19 protein-coding genes and 1 tRNA gene are annotated in these 18,939 nt (G+C 57.6%); 6 read left to right on the top strand and 14 right to left on the bottom strand.

All coding sequences use genetic code 11. From position 1 onward, the window contains the following. Positions 1-65: 65 nt before the first annotated feature. The 4 genes from IPI58_05065 to IPI58_05050 all read right to left on the bottom strand — a co-directional run bounded on the left by IPI58_05065 (position 66) and on the right by IPI58_05050 (position 2,295). On the bottom strand, positions 66-527 hold the full coding sequence (locus IPI58_05065; protein ID QQR68233.1) for a hypothetical protein: 462 nt from the start codon (positions 525-527) through the stop codon (positions 66-68). Positions 528-760: 233 nt separating this feature from the next. Beyond that, entirely contained in the window at positions 761-1,012 is a 252-nt protein-coding gene (gene rpmA, locus IPI58_05060; GenBank protein ID QQR68232.1) for a 50S ribosomal protein L27, read from the bottom strand. 60 nt (positions 1,013-1,072) lie between these two features. Further along, positions 1,073-1,396, bottom strand: coding sequence for a 50S ribosomal protein L21 (gene rplU / locus IPI58_05055; protein QQR68231.1), 324 nt, complete (start codon positions 1,394-1,396; stop codon positions 1,073-1,075). A gap of 143 nt (positions 1,397-1,539) precedes the next feature. After that, the gene (locus tag IPI58_05050) at positions 1,540-2,295 is read right to left on the bottom strand and encodes a YebC/PmpR family DNA-binding transcriptional regulator (protein QQR68230.1); all 756 of its coding nucleotides are present in this window, start codon (positions 2,293-2,295) and stop codon (positions 1,540-1,542) included. Between the two features lie 26 nt (positions 2,296-2,321). Between IPI58_05050 and IPI58_05045 the strand changes: the two genes are divergently transcribed. The 3 genes from IPI58_05045 (at position 2,322) to IPI58_05035 (ending at position 5,427) form a co-directional block, all read left to right on the top strand. After that, on the top strand, positions 2,322-3,158 hold the full coding sequence (locus IPI58_05045) for an rRNA pseudouridine synthase (protein ID QQR68229.1): 837 nt from the start codon (positions 2,322-2,324) through the stop codon (positions 3,156-3,158). A gap of 6 nt (positions 3,159-3,164) precedes the next feature. After that, positions 3,165-3,755: a 16S rRNA (guanine(966)-N(2))-methyltransferase RsmD gene (rsmD, locus tag IPI58_05040; GenBank protein ID QQR68228.1), complete on the top strand. Its 591-nt coding sequence runs from the start codon at positions 3,165-3,167 to the stop codon at positions 3,753-3,755. A 130-nt stretch (positions 3,756-3,885) separates the two neighbouring features. Then, positions 3,886-5,427, top strand: coding sequence for a hypothetical protein (locus IPI58_05035; GenBank protein QQR68227.1), 1,542 nt, complete (start codon positions 3,886-3,888; stop codon positions 5,425-5,427). A gap of 211 nt (positions 5,428-5,638) precedes the next feature. On the opposite strand, the gene IPI58_05030 is transcribed toward IPI58_05035, so the two are convergent. The 3 genes from IPI58_05030 to tldD form a co-directional block, all read right to left on the bottom strand. Further along, on the bottom strand, positions 5,639-6,313 hold the full coding sequence (locus tag IPI58_05030; GenBank protein QQR68226.1) for a hypothetical protein: 675 nt from the start codon (positions 6,311-6,313) through the stop codon (positions 5,639-5,641). A 166-nt stretch (positions 6,314-6,479) separates the two neighbouring features. Continuing rightward, the gene (locus IPI58_05025) at positions 6,480-7,055 is read right to left on the bottom strand and encodes a hypothetical protein (GenBank protein ID QQR68225.1); all 576 of its coding nucleotides are present in this window, start codon (positions 7,053-7,055) and stop codon (positions 6,480-6,482) included. Positions 7,056-7,058: 3 nt separating this feature from the next. Continuing rightward, entirely contained in the window at positions 7,059-8,492 is a 1,434-nt protein-coding gene (gene tldD / locus IPI58_05020) for a metalloprotease TldD (protein ID QQR68224.1), read from the bottom strand. A gap of 102 nt (positions 8,493-8,594) precedes the next feature. On the opposite strand from tldD, the gene IPI58_05015 reads away from it, so the two are divergent. Both IPI58_05015 and IPI58_05010 read left to right on the top strand, forming a co-directional pair. Continuing rightward, positions 8,595-8,670 (top strand) — tRNA-His (locus IPI58_05015). A 173-nt stretch (positions 8,671-8,843) separates the two neighbouring features. Further along, entirely contained in the window at positions 8,844-10,229 is a 1,386-nt protein-coding gene (locus tag IPI58_05010) for a PleD family two-component system response regulator (GenBank protein ID QQR68223.1), read from the top strand. A 117-nt stretch (positions 10,230-10,346) separates the two neighbouring features. Here the strand turns inward: IPI58_05010 and ftsZ are convergent, their stop codons facing one another. Then, on the bottom strand, positions 10,347-11,831 hold the full coding sequence (ftsZ, locus tag IPI58_05005) for a cell division protein FtsZ (protein QQR68222.1): 1,485 nt from the start codon (positions 11,829-11,831) through the stop codon (positions 10,347-10,349). 246 nt (positions 11,832-12,077) lie between these two features. Between ftsZ and IPI58_05000 the strand changes: the two genes are divergently transcribed. Continuing rightward, the gene (locus tag IPI58_05000; protein QQR70049.1) at positions 12,078-14,099 is read left to right on the top strand and encodes a UvrD-helicase domain-containing protein; all 2,022 of its coding nucleotides are present in this window, start codon (positions 12,078-12,080) and stop codon (positions 14,097-14,099) included. Positions 14,100-14,195: 96 nt separating this feature from the next. Here IPI58_05000 and IPI58_04995 read toward each other — a convergent pair whose 3' ends face one another. The 6 genes from IPI58_04995 to IPI58_04970 all read right to left on the bottom strand — a co-directional run bounded on the left by IPI58_04995 (position 14,196) and on the right by IPI58_04970 (position 18,816). Next, a complete protein-coding gene (locus IPI58_04995; GenBank protein ID QQR68221.1) occupies positions 14,196-14,858 on the bottom strand; it encodes a DUF1570 domain-containing protein in 663 nt (220 codons plus the stop codon). A 79-nt stretch (positions 14,859-14,937) separates the two neighbouring features. Then, complete coding sequence (locus IPI58_04990) at positions 14,938-15,885, bottom strand: hypothetical protein (protein QQR68220.1); 948 nt, start codon at positions 15,883-15,885, stop codon at positions 14,938-14,940. 38 nt (positions 15,886-15,923) lie between these two features. Beyond that, entirely contained in the window at positions 15,924-17,390 is a 1,467-nt protein-coding gene (locus IPI58_04985) for a hypothetical protein (protein ID QQR68219.1), read from the bottom strand. Between the two features lie 189 nt (positions 17,391-17,579). After that, positions 17,580-17,897: a GIY-YIG nuclease family protein gene (locus IPI58_04980; protein ID QQR68218.1), complete on the bottom strand. Its 318-nt coding sequence runs from the start codon at positions 17,895-17,897 to the stop codon at positions 17,580-17,582. A 194-nt stretch (positions 17,898-18,091) separates the two neighbouring features. Continuing rightward, positions 18,092-18,430, bottom strand: coding sequence for a hypothetical protein (locus IPI58_04975; protein ID QQR68217.1), 339 nt, complete (start codon positions 18,428-18,430; stop codon positions 18,092-18,094). 149 nt (positions 18,431-18,579) lie between these two features. Further along, the gene (locus tag IPI58_04970) at positions 18,580-18,816 is read right to left on the bottom strand and encodes a GIY-YIG nuclease family protein (GenBank protein QQR68216.1); all 237 of its coding nucleotides are present in this window, start codon (positions 18,814-18,816) and stop codon (positions 18,580-18,582) included. Positions 18,817-18,939 lie beyond the last annotated feature (123 nt).

The raw sequence follows: 18,939 nt of genomic DNA, 5'->3' as shown, positions 1-18,939 counted from the left end.
GAATATATGCCCACCCAACGAGGAAGCCAGCAAAGGCGACGAACAAGAACCCTTAGAGAAAAAAGCTACTTTTTCACGCATAGGCATGCCGTCGATTCCAATCCATCTTTTTTTTCAGAGATACCGCACTCGTACCCTTGAGCCGCCAGGCTATTGCAAGCGGTGCTACCATAGAGAACCGTTGTTTGCATGCTTACAGATGCGCCGTTTTTTCTACAGCCCATTCCCCAAGATTCTTGGACATATAATGAAGAACCTACCCTGTTACGGTCACCTGGCCTATAGGCTAACGTGCACCCTCCCGTTAATCCGCCACCACCTGATGATGTCATAGCTTTCCATTCTTGGACGTTCTCCGGGGCGGCTTTACCCGTTTCTAGGCAAGCGATGATATTTTGCTTGTCATCGGCCATTTTCGTTGTGCCGATTTGCGCGGCGGTGCAAGGCTGTCCGGGCATTTCAGCATGAGCGGAGAGAGGTCCTGCGAACAGGGCCAGCATAAAACCGATGATCGTCTTTTTTAGCATGGCGTCCATTCCTTATTGCGATAGGAAGCAGGGCAATTGAATATAGCCATGTCATTCACATCTTAACAATCTCTTAAAATATGAAAGCGCGGCCCCCTATAAGCGCCGCATAAAGGCTTATCCTTTCTTCCAACGACCCTCGGCATAGCGCTACCCATCTCTCCCTCAGCGGGAAAAGAAAAGGGGCCTTGCGGCCCCTTTTAAACGAGACGGTGTCCCGTATGAACCCGATGTTAGGCCGTCTCGATCGAGACGGTGGTGCCGGCAAAGCCTTTGCTGAAGCGCACATGGCCATCGGCCATGGCGAACAAGGTGTGATCCTTGCCCACGCCGACATTCAGGCCGGGCTTATACGGCGTGCCGCGCTGGCGCACCAGAATATTGCCCGCTTCGGCCATTTGACCGCCGAACAGCTTCACACCCAAACGGCGGCCCGCCGTGTCGCGTCCATTGCGCGATGAACCGCCCGCTTTTTTATGTGCCATACCCTTGAACTCCTGCCATTGACCGATCCAGGCATCGCCCGGATGCGAAGTTTAACTCTCTTAAGCGACCTTGCCTTGGATGCCGGTGATCTTGATCATCGTGTAATCCTGGCGATGGCCGTTCTTGCGACGCGAATTCTGGCGGCGACGCTTTTTGAAGATCAAGATGCGTGCGCCGCGCGTATGCGCCTCGACCGTGGCCGACACGCTGGCACCGGCCACAACGGGCGCGCCCACGCTGACTTGGCCGGTCTCGTTGCCCAGCATCAGAACTTCTTCAATCTTCACGGCGGAGCCGGGTTCCTCGGGTCTGCGGTTCACGCGCAGGACATCGCCTTCGCTGACCTTGAATTGCTGACCGCCGGTTTTGACGATGGCGTACATGATACCTGTTCTCCCACACACCAGAACACACAACACACAAGCCCCCCGCGCCCCTGATGAGCGCGGCTCTTATGCAAGGACACCTTTCTAGACCGGCACGGGCAGGCGAGTCAAACACTTGCGCCAGCGCCGGGGATGCCGATTCAGCCTTTCTCTAATTGATCCAGGATATCGGGCTCTATTTCCGCATTTGTTTCAACACGTTGCACGTCGTCCAGCTCGTCCAGCGCCTCTAATAAGCCCAGCAGGCTTTGGGCTGTCGCCAAATCGGTCACGGGCGCGCGCATCACGGGCCGCCAGGCCAAGCGGGCCTCTTGCGGCGTGCCCAGGGCGGATTCCAAGGCGTCGCGCAGATCGCCCAATTTGTCTTGGGGGCCGGTGATTTCGTGAATCTCGCCGTCGAAAACCGCGTCTTGGGCCCCCGCATCGATGGCTGCCTCCAACACGGCATCGGGCGTGCCGGCAGAGGCGGGATAGACCACGCGGCCAATGCGTTCGAACATATAAGCCACCGAATTGGTCTCGCCCAACGAGCCGCCTCTTTTGCTAAAAGTGGTCCGCAGTTCCGAAGCGGTGCGGTTGCGATTGTCGGTCATGGCCTCGACAATGATCGCAACGCCCCCGGGGCCATAGCCTTCATAGCGCACATCATCGGGCACCGTCCCCGCCGCGCCGGGAAGGGCGGAGCGGACGGCGCGTTCGATGCGCTCACGCGGCATATTGGCCGTGCGGGCGGCCTCCATCGCGGCGCGCAGGCGCGGGTTAGACCCCGGATCCGCCGCGCCGCCGCGCACCGAAGCCGAGATTTCCCGCGCGATACGGGTGAAGGCGCGCGCCCGCTTGGCGTCTTGAGCGCCCTTGCGGTGCATGATGTTTTTGAACTGTGAGTGTCCAGACATGATCGATCCATGCTACATAGCCTGTCATGGACTTAGCAAAATCAAAGGCCGCTGGCCAGTCCCGAGGGAAACCCAAGGACCAAGCCGCTGTGGAAGCCCCCCCCGCAAGCGCCGACACGAAAGAGCGCATCGCGCGTCGTTTGGCGCGGGCGGGGCTGTGTTCGCGCCGCGATGCCGAACGCTGGATCGAACAGGGCCGCGTGGTCTTGAACGGCAAGGTGCTGACCAGCCCGGCCATCACGGTGGGGCCTGGGGACTCAGTGGTCGTGGACGGCAAGCCGCTGAACGCGCCCGAACCCACACGCCTGTGGCGTTATCACAAACCGGCCGGATTGATGACCACGGCGCGCGACCCACAAGGCCGCCCGACGGTGTTCGACCATCTGCCGCCCAGCCTGCCGCGCGTGGTGTCGGTGGGACGGCTGGACTTCCCCAGCGAAGGCCTATTGCTGCTGACCAATGACGGCGCGTTGTCGCGGCATCTGGAATTGCCCAGCACCGGCTGGCGACGGGTTTATCGCGTGCGGGTGCATGGTGTGCCCGCCCCTGGCGCGCTGGATCGTCTGGCCCAGGGCATTACGGTGGATGGCGTACGCTATGGCCCCGTTCAGGCGTTCTTAGAGCGGCAGCAAGGCGGCAGCAACGCTTGGCTTCAGGTATCCTTGACCGAGGGCAAAAACCGCGAGGTGCGCAAATTGATGGCGCATCTGGATTTGATCGTCACACGGCTGATCCGCGTGGCCTATGGGCCGTTCCAGCTGGGCAAGCTGAATGTGGGGTCCGCCGACGAGATTTCAGGGCTTGTGCTGCGTCAGCAGATCCCCTCCTATTTCAACAAAGAAGACGAACCGGGACGAGGCTAAAGGGCGATGCGGGTTATCGGCGGAGTTTACGGGGGGCAAAGGCTGACGGCATCGTCCAGCTCCCAGGTGCGCCCGACCAGCGACAAAGTGCGCGAGGCGGTCTTTGATATTTTGGAACACCGCGACTGGGTGCGCGCGGGTTCGGTGCTTAAAGACGCGCGGGTGCTGGATGCCTGTTGCGGCACCGGGGCGCTGGGGATCGAGGCCCTCTCGCGCGGGGCGGCGCATGCCAGTTTCGCCGATAACGCCCAATCTTCGCTGCGCACCACGCATGGCAATTTGGCCGGGTTGTCGATCCCACCCGAACGCTTTCACCTCATCCGCGCTGATATTTTGAAAATTCCCCCCGCCGCGCAGCCCTGCCAACTGATCTTCCTGGACCCGCCCTATCGCCAGGACATCCCCGCGCGGGTCTTGCCCGTCTTGATGCGTCAAGGCTGGCTGGCCGATGGTGCCATGGTGGTGGTCGAAACCGCCGCCCTTGAAACCTTGCCCCTGCCCCCAGGGCTGGAATTGCGCCTGGATCGACGTTATGGCGATACGCGCATCCATATTATCTCGTTGATGCAAAGCGAAGAAACCAATAAATCCTTGTAATTAGTTTCATTATTATATATAATGATTACGCAATGAAGTGGAGAATACAATGCCTAGATTAACACCTCATAATCGCGCATTAGGCCCTGTTCTGACACTTGGACTGATCACAGGCTTCCCAAGCAATGCCATGGCAGGAGACTGGAACGAGGGCGTGTCACCGTTACGCGCTCCCGTTGAGACGAATGCGCTGGATCTTTTCAAGGCCGCCGCCCGTGAATTAGACTGCTCCGGAATAACGGGCAAGGATGCGCCGGCGCCAAAATTTCTGATAACACCAGAAACAAAAGAACGTTTGGGCGAACAGACTTTGAAGGCAATATGTCTTACGGCACCAAAACATTTAACAGATATAACGGCTGTGGTGGCGACATATGACGAATTAAGCGGATATGCAAAAAGTGCAGTCCGTGGAATGGCAAGAATATTAGATGAACATCTTGATTATAAAGACTTCTCAGGAATAACATTTGATCAATCCAGGAAACTTGTAGATGAAACTTTGGAAAGAAATGGTATACCTGCGGATAATATCGACATGGCGGCTATTCTATTAAATATTGGCAAACAAAACCACGATGGATTGAATGTCTCGACAGTAAGTTCTATACAATCCCCTTTCATGGTCTTTCCAAATAAATCGGAGACTTTTCAGGATACTATGAATACTCTGGGAGAATTTCAATGGGAATATATTGGCCCTTCGGGCAAGGACCCCGGAAGTAGGTCTGAAATGGTTTTCGCGACGCATGAGATCGAGCATGTAAGACGGCGTCAGATGGATCGAGAGGAATCGGGCGGCATAAAAGTGTATGGCGATCAAGAAATGCAACTTCTGGAGATTGAAGCGGACCGAGCAGCCATTGCTGCGGCGAAAAAACATGCCAAGGACTTAGATATGGACCCGGAAATGGGGCGTCAAATTGTGTATGATTTGCGCGCCTTAGATATGATAACAAGGAATAATTCGGATAATCCATCGCATAACACCCTGCCCAGTCTGCTTGATCCAAACGTGCCGTTAGATGTGGCCAATTCCGCCGCGCATCGTGTGTACACCAAAATCCGCGAGAAGGCGGCGGAAAAGGTGGACGCCAAAACCAAGACAATTTACTGGCTGAGTATGCATAGCGCTTATCAAGCCTTGGACAGCGATTCGCAAGCGGCATTAGAAGAAAAATGGGATTTGGCTCCAAAAGCAACGATTGAGGGATCATGGAGAGACACCAACCCTACCGACATCGTTGTGCGCAAGGCGGTCGTTGCTCTCAATGGCGGGAAAAGTGATAAATCTTTTCGTGACATGCTACCCACCAAGGAACGAGACAATATGAGCAACGAAATAGGTGATTATTACCTGGCTGAACATCCGGACTATTTATCTGAAGCGACAAAAAGCGCCGTGGCCGAAGCGACAAATGAGGTCGCCCGTGTGGAAAAGGACGCAAAATCTGGGATTATGGACGTCTCGGCCCAAGAGAAAAAGCTTGCCAAAAGGCTGTTTGCCCCCATTTTGGACGCTTTGACGAGATGGAAGCCGTCTGGAAAAGCTGAAGAACCAACGTCTCAGGTAGAAGAAAAACCGCTGTCGAAAGCTGGAGATGGGTTAGGCCCAATCCGCAGGATCGGATCTGTCCTAAAAAGCTCGCTTTTGCCCAAACCAACGGCTTAGCCTCCAGGCCGTGCTGGCGTTATGCATAGCCTGCCATAGCACCAGACTCCCGCGCTTAGCTGCATAGCAGGCCCTTGTTTTTCCTGTTCATATAGAACTCAATAGCCAAGCATGACCGCTGTTTCTTAGAAAAAAGGCCGGTCTGCATCGCAGATCGGCCTTAGATCACACTCACTATCCCCGAAAGGATAATGCAGAGGCGAGAAAGAGGTCAGTCCTCCTTTGGCAACGGCACAACGCCATCGCGGCCCAAACGCCAAACTGTTTTTTCCGAAATCACCTGGATGGGGTCATCCGCAAAAGGACCCTTGGTGTGGAATTCGGAATAAAGGCTGCCGCCACTGGCGATCAAGCCACGCCATGCCACCTGGCCAGTCGCAACATTGAACAACAGAGCATCGAAGCGCGTGTTGGTCAGCGGTGCCGAGAAGCCACCGAAACGCTCACCGCCGCGGCGCTGGCTTTGCGCATATTCCATGCCTGCCATCAATGTACCGATCGTGCGTGTTTGCGACTGAACGGCATTCTCGGGCAACCAATCCTTGGTCGTCGTGCTGCCCTGACGCACCATGGCCAAGACCATCGTCGCACCCGTCCCAGACAGAGCCTGGACCACATAAGGCGGCGTGTAGGGCCGTGTCGGCGGGAACGCATCGACACTGGGGAAGGCCACGACGCCCACGGCTCCCAGCTGACGCTCCAAGCGGCGCTCAAGCCTTTGGCGCTCTTCCAACGAAGTTCCCGCTACCAGGACCATAATTCTGTCCGTAGGCGCGGCCACCGCCGTGTCGCGGAAACTAATGGCCTTGGGAGGCACCGCTTCCGGGAACATCATGCATGCTGACAACGACAGCATCATCATCGCGCTAAGCGCAACCAACTTCATGAGGAACCTCCCCAACGGCATGGACGAAACACAATCCACAGACTCGCAAGCCATCAGGCACCACGAATCATGTCGAAACCTAGGCAAGGAATAGGCGATTCCACCATCAAGCGCAAGGGACTTACCATCTTCCACACATAAATCAGCCGCCCCTGTGGCAGGAAGGTCATTCCTTGACCCCACATCTTTTGCTGATCGACTTCCAGGCCGCCATCGCGCCGGTCAGATCATAGCTGTCCGATAGGATGTCTCCGTGAATGGAATGACCCTTAATTGTCATGGTTTTTGATGTACGAACCAACTTGGCCAAGTCGCGATCAGCTGCTGAGTCGCGCGTCCAGGCCGTATCACCTTCGGTAAAAAGTCGCATATCTTTTTTGGAGTCGAATTGAATTATCGCTTCGCTCCCGGATTTAAATGTGTAGCCTGCCGTTACGGACACGACATTCAGACTGCCCTCCACCGGACGGTGGGTAATCATCACATAAGTGGAGCCGCGCCGCTTGCCCTTGACCTTCCAGGGTGCAGGCTTGATGGGACGCAGCGACATGTAGCAGGTGGTCCCGCCTTTTTCATCGAGGCTGTGGGTCGCCCACATGCCAAACATCGCGGATTGCGCGGCGGGGGCGGATTTGGTCGGGATGGACGCCTTGCTGGCACCTGCGGACCAGGCTGGAGCTGGAGAAAGCCATACCGGGGGAACCAGTACGCAGAGCAGAAGGCTAAGAAAGGGAATCTTCATAGGCTAAAATTTTTGTCCCCCGACGGTGATGCCGTCAAGCCTGATAGTGGGTAACCCCACCCCCACAGGCACAGTCTGCCCCTCTTTGCCACAAAATCCGATACCCGGATCCATCTGGCTGTCATGGCCGATCATGGAGATACGCTGCAGCACCCGCGATCCCGCGCCGATCAGACTAACGCCTTTCAAAGGGGCACCTATACGACCGTTCTCGATCAGAAAGGCCTGGGTGGCATCGAAAACGAATTGCCCCGAGGTGATATCCACCTGTCCGCCGCCAAAATGCGTGGCATAGATTCCGTTGGGGACGCTGGCGATGATCTCGGCCGGATCATGGACGCCAGAAAGCATGAAGGTATTGGTCATGCGTGGCATTGTACGGCAGGCATAATTCTGACGCCGACCATTGCCGGTCGAGGCCACGCCGGTCAGGCGGCCATTCAGCCGGTCCTGCAAATAGCCCTTGAGGATGCCGTCCTCGATCAACACGGTGCGCTGCGTGGGGGTGCCTTCGTCGTCCACGGTCAGGGATCCGCGCCGTCCCGGCAAGCTGCCGTCATCGACCACGGTCACGCCCGGTGCGGCCACGCGCTGGCCCACCATCCCGGCAAAAGCGGAACTGCCGCGTCGGTTGAAATCGCCTTCCAGTCCATGCCCGACCGCCTCATGCAACAGCACGCCGGGCCAGCCCGGCCCCAGCACCACGGTCATCTCGCCCGCCGGGGCAGGAATGGATTCAAGCGCGCGCGAGGCATTCAGCAAGGCTTCGTCCATCAAGACTTGCCACGAATCCATGGATAGCCACGAGTCGAAACCGCCGCGTCCGCCCGCATTGCCGCTGCCGCTTTCTTGACGCTCGCCCTGACGCAGCACCACATTGACGCCGGCCCGCACCAAGGGCCGATGATCGGTCACGATCTGCCCGTCCGGGCGTAAAATGGCCACGTCTTGAATCTCGGCGTTCCAGCTGAGGCTGACTTGCCGCACACGCGGATCGCGGGCGCGCAATAGGCCATCCATCTCGGCCAGCAAAGCCAGACGTTGAGGCATCGTTCCTTCACGCAAGGGATCGCCGGCTTCCGCCACGCAAGGCCCTGCCGCCTGGATCGGCGTGGAGTCCCACACGCCATTCCGCCCCGCCAGGGCCTGTCTTACGGTCTGACCTGCGCGATCCAGCGCCTCATGACCGACCTCGCTGCCATGCGCCAATACGCATGCCTCACCAGCCAAGGCACGCAAGGCCATTCCCCGATGCTGGCGGAAACTGGCGCTGCGCAAATGTCCATCGTCCCACACAAGGCTCTCGCTTGCCGCGCACTCGACGAACAGCTCGCCGTCATCCGCGCCGTTCAAAGCCTCGCTGACACTCTGCCGCGCTGAGTCGACATCCAGTCCATTCAGAACCGCAAAAGAGGCGTCAGCCGGTGTTGAAGTCATGCTCGAATCGATCCTTGGGCAAGAGGGGAAGGGCGAAAGCAACAAGATAGTGGAAATAACTTTAAATTCCAGGTTAAGGTGTCGGCGTCTGACCAAGACATGGCGGCCGTAGCTCAGTTGGTAGAGCCCTCGGTTGTGGTCCGAGTTGTCGTGGGTTCGAGTCCCATCGGCCGCCCCAGTTTGCTGGATATGCGCCCATGTATTTTTATACATAAAATGCAACAAATTACTGTTGCGCCTTCTGGTGCCAGAAAATCGTTTCAAGGCATCGGACCTTTAACTAAAAACTTACCCCCTCGTGGTGTGCTTGAAGCTTAGGGATCACTTCTCTTGAAATGGGGTCTAAGCTCCGTGTCTGCGCGCATCCTGGTGGTGGATGACAACCCGCTGAATGTCAAACTGCTCTCGGCCAAGCTGACACGGGAATACTATACCGTTCTGACGGCAGATAACGGCGCGCAGACCTTGACCGTAGCGGCGGCAGAACTTCCCGATCTGATCTTGCTGGATGTGATGATGCCCGAGATGGACGGGTTCGAGACGTGCCTAAAGCTTAAACTCAATCCGGAAACGCGCCATATCCCTGTTGTGATGGTGACGGCCTTGTCCGATGTCAGCGACCGTGTGAAGGGGCTCGAGGCCGGAGCCAATGATTTTCTGACCAAACCGATCAACGATATCGCTTTGTTGGCGCGGGTAAGGTCGCTGTTGCGCTTCAAGCTAACTTTGGATGAATGGCGCTTACGTCAGGGCATTGCGGAGAATGTCGGTGCGTGCCTGACCTCCAGCGACAGCGCCCCCGCGCCCGACTCGTTGGTCGGCAGCCGCATCCTGCTGTTAGATGACGACACGCACGCGGCAGAGCATTTCGACCGCGCCTTGCAACGCGAAGGGGTGCAAACGACTATGACTCAAAGCGCGTCCGATGTCCTGGCCGCCGCCGAGCATGGTTATGACGTGGTTATTTTGGATCTTAGCATCACCCGCGAAGATCCCTTGCGCCTGGTGGCCGAGATGCGCGCGCACGAAGCCAGCCGCACCTTGCCCATGTTGATGCTATCGGACGATAGCGATCTGGGCCGCGTGGTGCGCGGTTTGGACCTGGGTGCCAGTGATTACCTGATGAAACCGGTCGACGATCATGAACTGATCGCCCGATTGCGCCTGCAGGTGCAGCAAAAACGCTATCACGAACGCCTCAGACGCGACTATACCAGCAATATGATGCTGGCCGTGGTCGATCCGCTGACCGCCGCCTTCAATCGGCGCTATTTGGAGACAACCTTGCCCCGTTTGCTGGATCGCAGCCATAACGGCAGCCATCCTTTATGTCTGTCCATCGTGGACCTGGATCATTTCAAACTGGTCAATGACCGATATGGCCATGCAGCGGGAGATGACATACTGCGTGAGTTGGTGCGCTGCCTGCAAGTGGGCTTGCGTCCCTCGGATATCGTGGCGCGTCTAGGCGGTGAAGAATTTGCCATTGTCATGCCCGGCACGACTCTGGAGCTAGGTGCCAGCGTCGTCGAGCGCCTACGTCAAAAATTGGCCGCCACGACCATCAATGTCGGCATTCCGGGAGGCATCACCGTCACCGCCAGTTTTGGCATTGCCGACAATGTGGGCGGGGCGGACATGGCCAGCTTGCTGGCCCGTGCGGATAAAGCCCTCTACCGCGCCAAAGAATCCGGTCGCAACAAGGTGGAAGTCGAGGAAACGCCTCAAGGCGTATGACAAGCTCAGTGCCAAGGACAGAATGTCAGAGCGAGACATGCAAGCCTGATCGAGCTTGCTTCCCACCCGGCTTTATCCATACAGAATTAACAACCCTTCGCCATTATGCGAGGGCCCTTAATTCGACTGCCGCCGCAAGAAAGTCGGAATGTCCATGCGCTCGGCGGTGGGTTCTTCGCGGCCGGAAAGCCGGGGTTTTTCCTGCGGGTTGACCGAGAGATTGCCGCTATCGCTGGGGGCAGAGGCCGGGGCGGTGGCGGGCGGCGGGGCGCGGTCGAACAGATTGGCGTCATTGCCTGCCGCGACCGGGGCGCTGGATGCGCTTTGCGGCGGGGCCGAATAGCGATTGACCGCCACGCCGCCTTGGGCCGAGGCCGGCGCGCGCATCGGCGCTTGGGCCGAACGCGGGGCCATGAAGCTGTCGGTGCCGGTGGCGGCCATGGGCGTGGCCACACGCGCGGAATCGGCATAAACCGAAGTCTGCGCCACGCTCTGCTGCATGCGCGGTGCGGCGGCATAGATGTTTTCCTGCGCCGGCGGGTTGCCATAAGTGCGCAGCGACGCGCCCCGGCTGCGCTCATGCGCCAGATGCACCACGCCGCCCGCATTCGTGTTCGTGCCCACGGCCTCGCCCACATCCATGCCGGTGGCGACCACGGAAACGCGCAAACGGCCTTCCATATCTTCGCTAAAGCTGGTGCCAAAGATGATGTTCGCGTCATCCGCGTCGATCTCTTCGCGGATGCGGCTGACGGCTTGATCCACCTCGAACAGGGTCATGTCCGGACCGCTGGTGATGTTGATCAGCACGCTGCGCGCGCCCTTCATCGACACTTCGTCCAACAAGGGATTGGCGATGGCGGCTTCGGCGGCGGAGGTGGCGCGGCCCTGGCCTTCGGCCTCGCCCGTGCCCATCATGGCGCGGCCCATGCCGCTCATCACCGAACGGATATCGGCAAAATCCAAATTGATGATGCCCGGCACGACGATCAAATCCGTCACGCCGCGCACGCCGCAATGCAAGACCTCGTCGGCCATGCGAAAGGCTTCGACGAAGGTCGTCTTCTCGTTGGCGATTCTGAACAGGTTCTGATTGGGGATGGCGATCAGCGTGTCCACATATTGCTGAAGCTCGGCCATGCCGGCCTCGGCGGTGCGCATGCGCTGCGCGCCTTCGAATTGGAACGGCTTGGTCACCACGGCCACGGTCAGCATGCCGGCCTCACGCGCGGCGCGCGCCACGACCGGAGCCGCGCCGGTGCCCGTGCCGCCGCCCATGCCCGCCGCGATGAACAGCATGTTCGAGCCTTCCAAGGCCGCCATGATCTCGTCCAGCTGCTCTTCCGCCGCCGCGCGTCCGATATCGGGCCGCGCGCCCGCGCCCAGGCCGCGCGTGGTGTGCGGTCCCAGATGGATCTTCTTGGGTGCCAGGCTGCCTTCCAGCGCCTGGGCATCGGTGTTCGCGCTGATAAAATCCACGCCCTGCAAATTGGCGCGGATCATATTGTCCACGGCGTTGTTCCCCGCGCCGCCGATGCCCAGCACCGTCAGGCGCGGACTCATGGTGGACAGATCGGGATCAGCAACGGACAAGGTGATCATGGCGCGAGCCTCCTGCACAAAGATCGAGAATCATCTCCTCAAGGGGTATAGGAGATAGACTCGGTTGCAAAGCGTTTTTGTGCATCCCAAGCGATTCTTGGGTTTGCAAAAGGTTAACTCGGCATCCCGTCTGCCTTTTCCTTTTTTTCGCCAGAATCTAAAGCCGGACAGTCAGAACATCGTGACAAGATCGGTCTTGGGCATGCTATTCAAGAAGTCATGAACCTTCCCGCCTCCATTCCCCCCATGACCTTGCCCGACATGCCCGATGCGCCCTTGCATCCGGCGGCGGCGGCGTTGTTAGAGGGGTTGAATCCGCCCCAGCGCGAGGCCGTGATGACCACCGAAGGGCCGGTGCTGGTGCTTGCAGGGGCAGGCACGGGCAAGACCAAGGCCCTGACCACCCGCTTGGCCTGGTTGCTGATCTCGGGCAAAGCCTCGCCCTGGCAGGTGCTGGCCGTGACCTTCACCAACAAGGCCGCGCGCGAGATGAGCCTGCGCGTGGCCCATCTGCTGGGCCAGCCGGTCGAAGGCTGGTGGCTAGGCACGTTCCACGCCCTGGCCACGCGGCTGCTGCGCCGTTATGCCGAGCGCGTGGGCCTGGCTCCGGGCTTTTCCATCCTCGACACCGACGATCAACTGCGCCTGTTACAGCAGATTCTGGAAGAGGAAAACCTTGACGCCAAGCGCAACCCGGCGCGCGTGGCCCTGGCCGCCATCCAGTCCTGGAAGGACGCGGCCTTGCGTCCCGCCGATATCTCCCCCCATGACGGCGGACGCGAATTCGGGGGCCGACTGCCGGCCATTTACGCGCGGTACCAAGAACGCCTATTGGCGCTGAACGCCTGCGATTTTGGCGATCTTTTGCTGCATGCCTTGACCTTGCTGCGCGAGCATAGCGACATTCTGGCCGATTGCCGCCGCCGGTGGCGTTATATCTTGGTGGACGAATATCAAGACACCAACACGGTGCAATATTTATGGCTGCGCCTGTTGGCCCAAGAGCATCGCAATCTGTGCTGCGTGGGCGATGACGACCAGTCGATCTACAGCTGGCGCGGGGCGCAGATCGGCAATATCTTGCGCTTTGAAAAGGACTTTCCCGGCGCGCGCTTGGTCAGGTTAGAACAAAATTACCGCTCGACCGGCCATATCCTGGCCGCCGCATCGGGACTGATCGCCCATAACCGAGGCCGTCTGGGCAAGACCCTATGGACAGCGGATGCGGTGGGCGAACCGGTGCGCTTGTGGCCCTGCTGGGACGGCGCGGACGAGGCGCATCGCGTGGGCGAACACATCGCCCAGTCATATCATCAGGGCACTCCCCTACGATCGATGGCCGTGTTGGTGCGCGCCGGATTCCAGACACGCGAGTTTGAAGAGCGCCTGGTGGTGCTGGGCATTCCGCACCGCGTGGTGGGCGGCGCGCGTTTTTATGAACGCCAGGAAGTGCGCGACGCGGTCGCCTATTTGCGCGTCATCGCCGCCCCGCAAGACGATTTGGCTTTCGAGCGCATCATCAACACGCCCAAGCGCGGCCTTGGCCCCGCCGTGTTGGCGCGGCTGCACGCCCTGCGCCAGGCGCAAGGCATCCCTCTGACCGCCGCTGCTGCGCAATTGATCGCCGGGACCGAGATCAAGCCCAAACCCCGCCAGGCCCTGACGGATTTGCTGGACAAACTGGACCGTTGGCGGGACGAGGCCACGCGCCTGCCGCCGGATCAATTGGCGCGGCTGGTGATGGAAAATTCGGGTTTGTTGGCTTTCTGGCAGGCCGAGACGGGGCCGGATGCCAAATCGCGCCTTGAGAATCTCAAGGAACTGCAAAACGCCCTGGCGGCTTTTGCCGATTTATCGGCCTTTTTAGAGCATATCGCCCTGGTGGCCGAAGTTCTTGAAGCCAACGATGCCGAGGCCGTCAGCCTGATGACCATCCACGCCGCCAAGGGGCTGGAATTCGACACGGTATTCCTGGCCGGATGGGAAGAAGGCCTGTTTCCCCATCGCCGCGCCCTGGACGAAGGCGGCAGCTCGGCTTTAGAGGAAGAACGCCGCCTGGCCTATGTGGGCCTGACCCGCGCCCGCCGCCAAGCCATCATCACCCTGGCCACCACCCGCCGCCTACACGGCAACTGGGGCCCCGCCATCCCTTCCCGCTTCCTCGCCGAACTGCCCCCCGCCAATCTCGTGCTACAAGCCCCCGCCGGATTGCAATCCGCCTGGCAGGCTTATTTGGAAGCTCCGCATAAAGCGGGGGAAGAACCCTGAGTGCCGCTAGGGCTCTGTCAATGGCTGGGCGGAGGTAAGCCCCGCATCAAGCAGGGGGACGAAAAGGGATCGATGATTTGAAACCCTTTGTTTTGGTTAGCGCCAGGCCCAAAGAGCGCGACGCCAGCTTTGTTCCCATTCTTCCAAGCTTTCACCATCGCGCGTTATTTCTTCGACAAAGGCTGCGTTGATGCCTTCGGGCTGTGATGCGGCCAGGGCCAAAAGGGACCGGAGCATCCGGCGGTGACGAGCTTGGCGTTGCGCATCATCATCATGCATCAATGCGAAAATCAGCGCCCAGCAGGCGGCATAGGTATCGGAAAGCGCGAGATGGCTTCGTGCGTTTTTCAGAATATCCGAAAGCTGTGGCGCAGTGCCATGGCGGATCAGCGCTTGAAAAGTTCTTAGCCGCGAAGGGTTGAGATGATCTTTCGCCGTGGCCTCCGTCAGCGGCCCGCTTTCCATATAGGTTGCAAGCCCTTCATTCAGCCAGAACGGCACAAGACCAAAGGCGGCGTAGAGATAATGATGCGTGGCCTCGTGCCGCACTTCAGTGGTGAAATCATCCGTCGTCGTCTCTTTACCGCACACAAGGTGCATGGTTTGCAAAGGCGGCTGGTAAACACCCACCACATCCTCGCCGCCCCGCGGAAGATCAGCGGCGCTTGCATGCAGCACAATATAAGGGGGCGGCGGGATTGTGCCGCCGACCAGGTCATGCAGCCTTGTCATGGTCGCTTGCGCCAGCTCTTGCGCCATGGATGCGCTGCATGCGGCTTGTGCTTCTACTGGCGCCAGCAGGAGGACAAGCGCCCCAAAGAAACAAAGACGGCGTATTTTAGGGTGAAACAAAATATCGGTCACGATAGGCGTCGGCGATGCTTTCGGTGAGATCAGTCACGTCTTTCTCGCTCCATACGGCCTCTTCATCGCGCGCCATGGTGCGAAAGGTCTTTCTCGTCACGCTTTCCATAAAGTCGTTAAAGACCACAAAAATGCGTTGTTTCTCGGGAGGCAGACGCGAAAGAATGGGAGCGTTCTCAACAAGGCCGAGCTTGGCTATTCGCAAGACAAGCAGATCGCCTAGACTCGGCGCGGCGAAGTTTCGTTTCTCAACATCAAGGTAATGTTCGATGCGGTTCACCACCGCATTTTGCATGGCTTCATAACCCGTCGCGTTGATGGCAGGGTTCTGGTAGGTGGCCACAACCTCGAACGTCTTTTCGGCCAGAACAGCATTGGGCGAGACAATCTGAGCAAGATCGAGATTGAGCGTCTGGTGTCCCCAGCGACTCCAAAAATCATTCGGGCGCGCGGCGCGAAAAGGAAAGGGATCGGGCAAATCGGCAACCCGGAAGATTTGGGATATCAGCCCCACGCAATAGGTTTTGGGGCTGTCAATGGCCGGCCAGCGCATATCGAAATCGAATTCCAGCTTACGCCGACTGACTTCCGTAAAAGCGTCCCGAATTCTCTTGGAATCAGACCCTGGGCGCAACCGCACCAGCGCCATTTTATAGGCGCGCGCCATATATGCCGCCGGGTCAACATAAAGCAGACCTGATGCCTGAAAGCTCAGCAGTTGCGGCCCCTTGTCAGGCAAGTTCAGGAACAAAGTGGCGTGCGTATAGGGGCCAGAAGGGTATCCAAATACACGGTTCAGCACATCGATCGAGTTCAGTGTGCTGGAAAGGATGATGTCGCCATCCTCAAGGGCCATGTTTGTGCCGGGAAAGAAAACGGGCGGCGCATTCGCCGCCGAAGCCATCGCCGGAAAAAGCAACATCCATAAAACAAAGATGCGTCTTGCCAACATGCTTCGTATTACATTCCGGTCCAAAGCAGGTTGAGCATACCGTCTGTCGATGTCCAATCACTATGACCGAAGCTGCGCGTAACCTTGGCGCGCAGGGCGATGTCTTTGTCTAGTTTCTGTGTGAAGCCGATATCGGCCTGACCGTATGTGGACGATGCGTCGAGCGCGTATTGGCTGACATGAACCATCTTCATATCTGCTGTGATGCGGGATTTGTTGGAAAGCTTGTAGAGATAGCCAAGATTGACCATGGTCACGGCGTTATCGAGGCCGACATCACCCCTGTTCTGTAAGGCATGGTGATTGACATAGGAGGCCCCCAGGCTCAACACCGAGTTGGCGCGCATATGTTGTGAGGCCTTGAAAAAGGCGCCCATCTGGATGTTCTGGTCATCCTCGTAGTCGCCGAGGCGAAACGGCCCCGCCGGGTCGTTGAGCTTGTGGAGATGATCGTAATTGTAATAGCCATAGCCGAACACGGTCCCCAGATTCAGCGACAGCCCGTGCAAGGGTTCACGCAGAAGGTGGTAAACCGGCGTGACGGCAAAGCCATAGCTGGTGTTATTGGTGGCCGAGTAGATGCCATCGCTCCGCGAACGCTGCACAGGAACGCTCACGCTCACGCCCCAATCGTCGGTACTCACCCCGCCCTTTATCGTAAAGCCGATGTTTCTCTCGTCGCGCACCCCGCCTGCGCCTGAACCGGAACCCGAGAAATTCGACTCGCCATAATGGCTCGTTAAGCTCAAACCATAATCATATAGAGACGGGATTTTTTTAGGACGGACCATCTGTTGAGAAACAGCGTCGAGCCCTGCAGGCATAGCCGCCACAATAGCCAGGACCTGAAAGAAGGTTGAGGCCATTTGCGCGCTCTGAGCTTTTTTCATCTCATCGCTCAATCCCGCACTCTGGTAGCCCGTGTCATAGGTATGATTCGTGTCGGCGAGGCCGCTATTGCTGCACTCCGAAGACGTGTCGCAGGCCTTGTCGGCATAGGGATAGCCCGCATAACAGACACCAGCCAGGGAATTGCACGAACCCACCACATTGCCCTTGCTGCTGTAACACTGGGAAGAGTCGCAATAGGCAACGTCGGTCGCGGAGGTCGTCGTGCCGTCGTTTGCATCGTCGTCATCCTGCCCGTCATCCGTACTGTCGTCAGCGTTAATCTGGTCGCTGACCGCAGCACTGCTGGCTGATTGGATGGCCGTGAACGCGCCTTGTGTCTTCATGGTGGTCGATTGTGTGTTCACGGCAGCAGCCGATGGTGTGTTCAGGGCAGAAGCCGATGGCGTCTCCGGGGCGGTCGATCCGCCCGAGCTTGGGCAGGCCCCGCTGGTGATGACATGAGTCACCGTGTTGTAGCAGTCACCATCGCCCGATGGGATCAAATCAGCGTGTGCGGATTCAGGCGGCGCCATGGCTAGCAGCAGGAACACGGCGGCGAAAACAAGCGTCAGCTTTTGTGGCATGGGATTTCACGAGATCGAGAGAGGGATAAAAAACGTTATCCATGGGCTTTTCTCAAAGCAAGAAATTTGCCCTGCGGAAAGCGATTTGGTCACTGTATGTGTGTCAATTTTGTCCTTTAGGCCCCATTCAGTTTGGGCGACGACACCCATTTGTCGCTGTCTTTATGAATGGCTTTTCGTCGGGGAATGTTAACTTGAGTTCGTTATGTTCGCCTGAAGCGTAGGTTTTACTCGGAGATTCTTCGCACCATCAATCCCAAGTTCTCCCCAAAACCGCTTATTGGCAAAGGCCCTGCCGGAACCGGATTTGAGATAATATTCGAACTCCTGAGCTTTGCGCTTATCGGCAAAGGCGTGATAGCTGACCAAACGCCAAGGTTTGTATTTTGACGTATGAACGGAGCCGCCCGCGTTGTGCGTTTTCAAACGCTCCTTCAGATCGGTGCTGAATCCAACGTAGCGTTGATCTGGAAAAGCTTCGCTTTGAATGAGATAGACATAAAACATGGCGTTGTCTGTCCTAACCAGCCCTCCTACGCCAAGGCTTCGAAGGGCAGCCTTCCCTTTTTTGTTTTGCTCCGTCTGGCGTAAGCCAGCCGAAGCCCTTCTTAGGGCGAAGGCTGGCGGGGCGGAGGGTTCTGGCGCGAGAAATCCTATCGCGCCAACAGATTGATCAGTATAAAATATATAGCGCAGAGTGATTAGAAACCCAGATCTTTTCGCATTGCGATTATCATCTCACTGAGAATGGACTCGCGATTATCTTTCTGAACTTGGTATTCATTTATGCGATCCCTCACTTCTCGCGATCCAAACAAATCGCATCTCGCTTTTGCTAAACCGGCCATAGTTGTTTTCTGTAGTGATGGCTCATACGTTGACTCAGCGATAGCCTGAAGAAACCCCATGTATGAGTCCTTTTTTTCTTGATATGTGCGATCATTCGATTTTGATTTGGCCGCGAGTAAGTGGTCAACAATTCCTTTAAGCAAAGAACCAAGGCCGAGGCCGCCGATTAAGGGAAAAAGCCAATCCACCATGATGCATTCTCCTTTTGGTTGTCTCCTCCCACCACACGAAATACATCCAGATACCTAACCCGTTGACTTAACCGCGCCGTACCGAGTCAACAGCTACCATAACTTTTAGAGAGTTTTGGCCTATCTGGCAATCAGATGGTGCCTAATTCTCACCAAAACCGCTTATTGGAAAAAGCCTTGCCGGAGCCGGATTTGAAGTATCTTTCAAGCGTTCTCGCTATATCTTCGGTTTCAACAGCAATGTAGCTTTTCAGTTTGGCGGGTAGATGCGGCTTGGTTGATTCAACCTGTCCAGATTGGTGTGAAGAAAAACGCCGCTTCAAATCGTTGGTCGATCCGACGTAAACATGCCCATTACTGAGCCTAAGAAAATAGACATACCACATGGAGACGGTCTCCCTACGCCAAAAGGCTTCGGGAGACACCCTACAACTTTTTATATTGGGCGTCAGTCCACCAAAGGTGGCCTGCCACCCGAAGCCAAAGGCGTAGGATGGCGGGGCGGACGT

This window comes from Alphaproteobacteria bacterium, from assembly GCA_016699305.1.
Lineage (GTDB): Bacteria > Pseudomonadota > Alphaproteobacteria.
The sequence above is the reverse complement of the archived record's forward strand: the minus strand, read 5'-3'. Positions and strand labels throughout refer to the sequence as shown.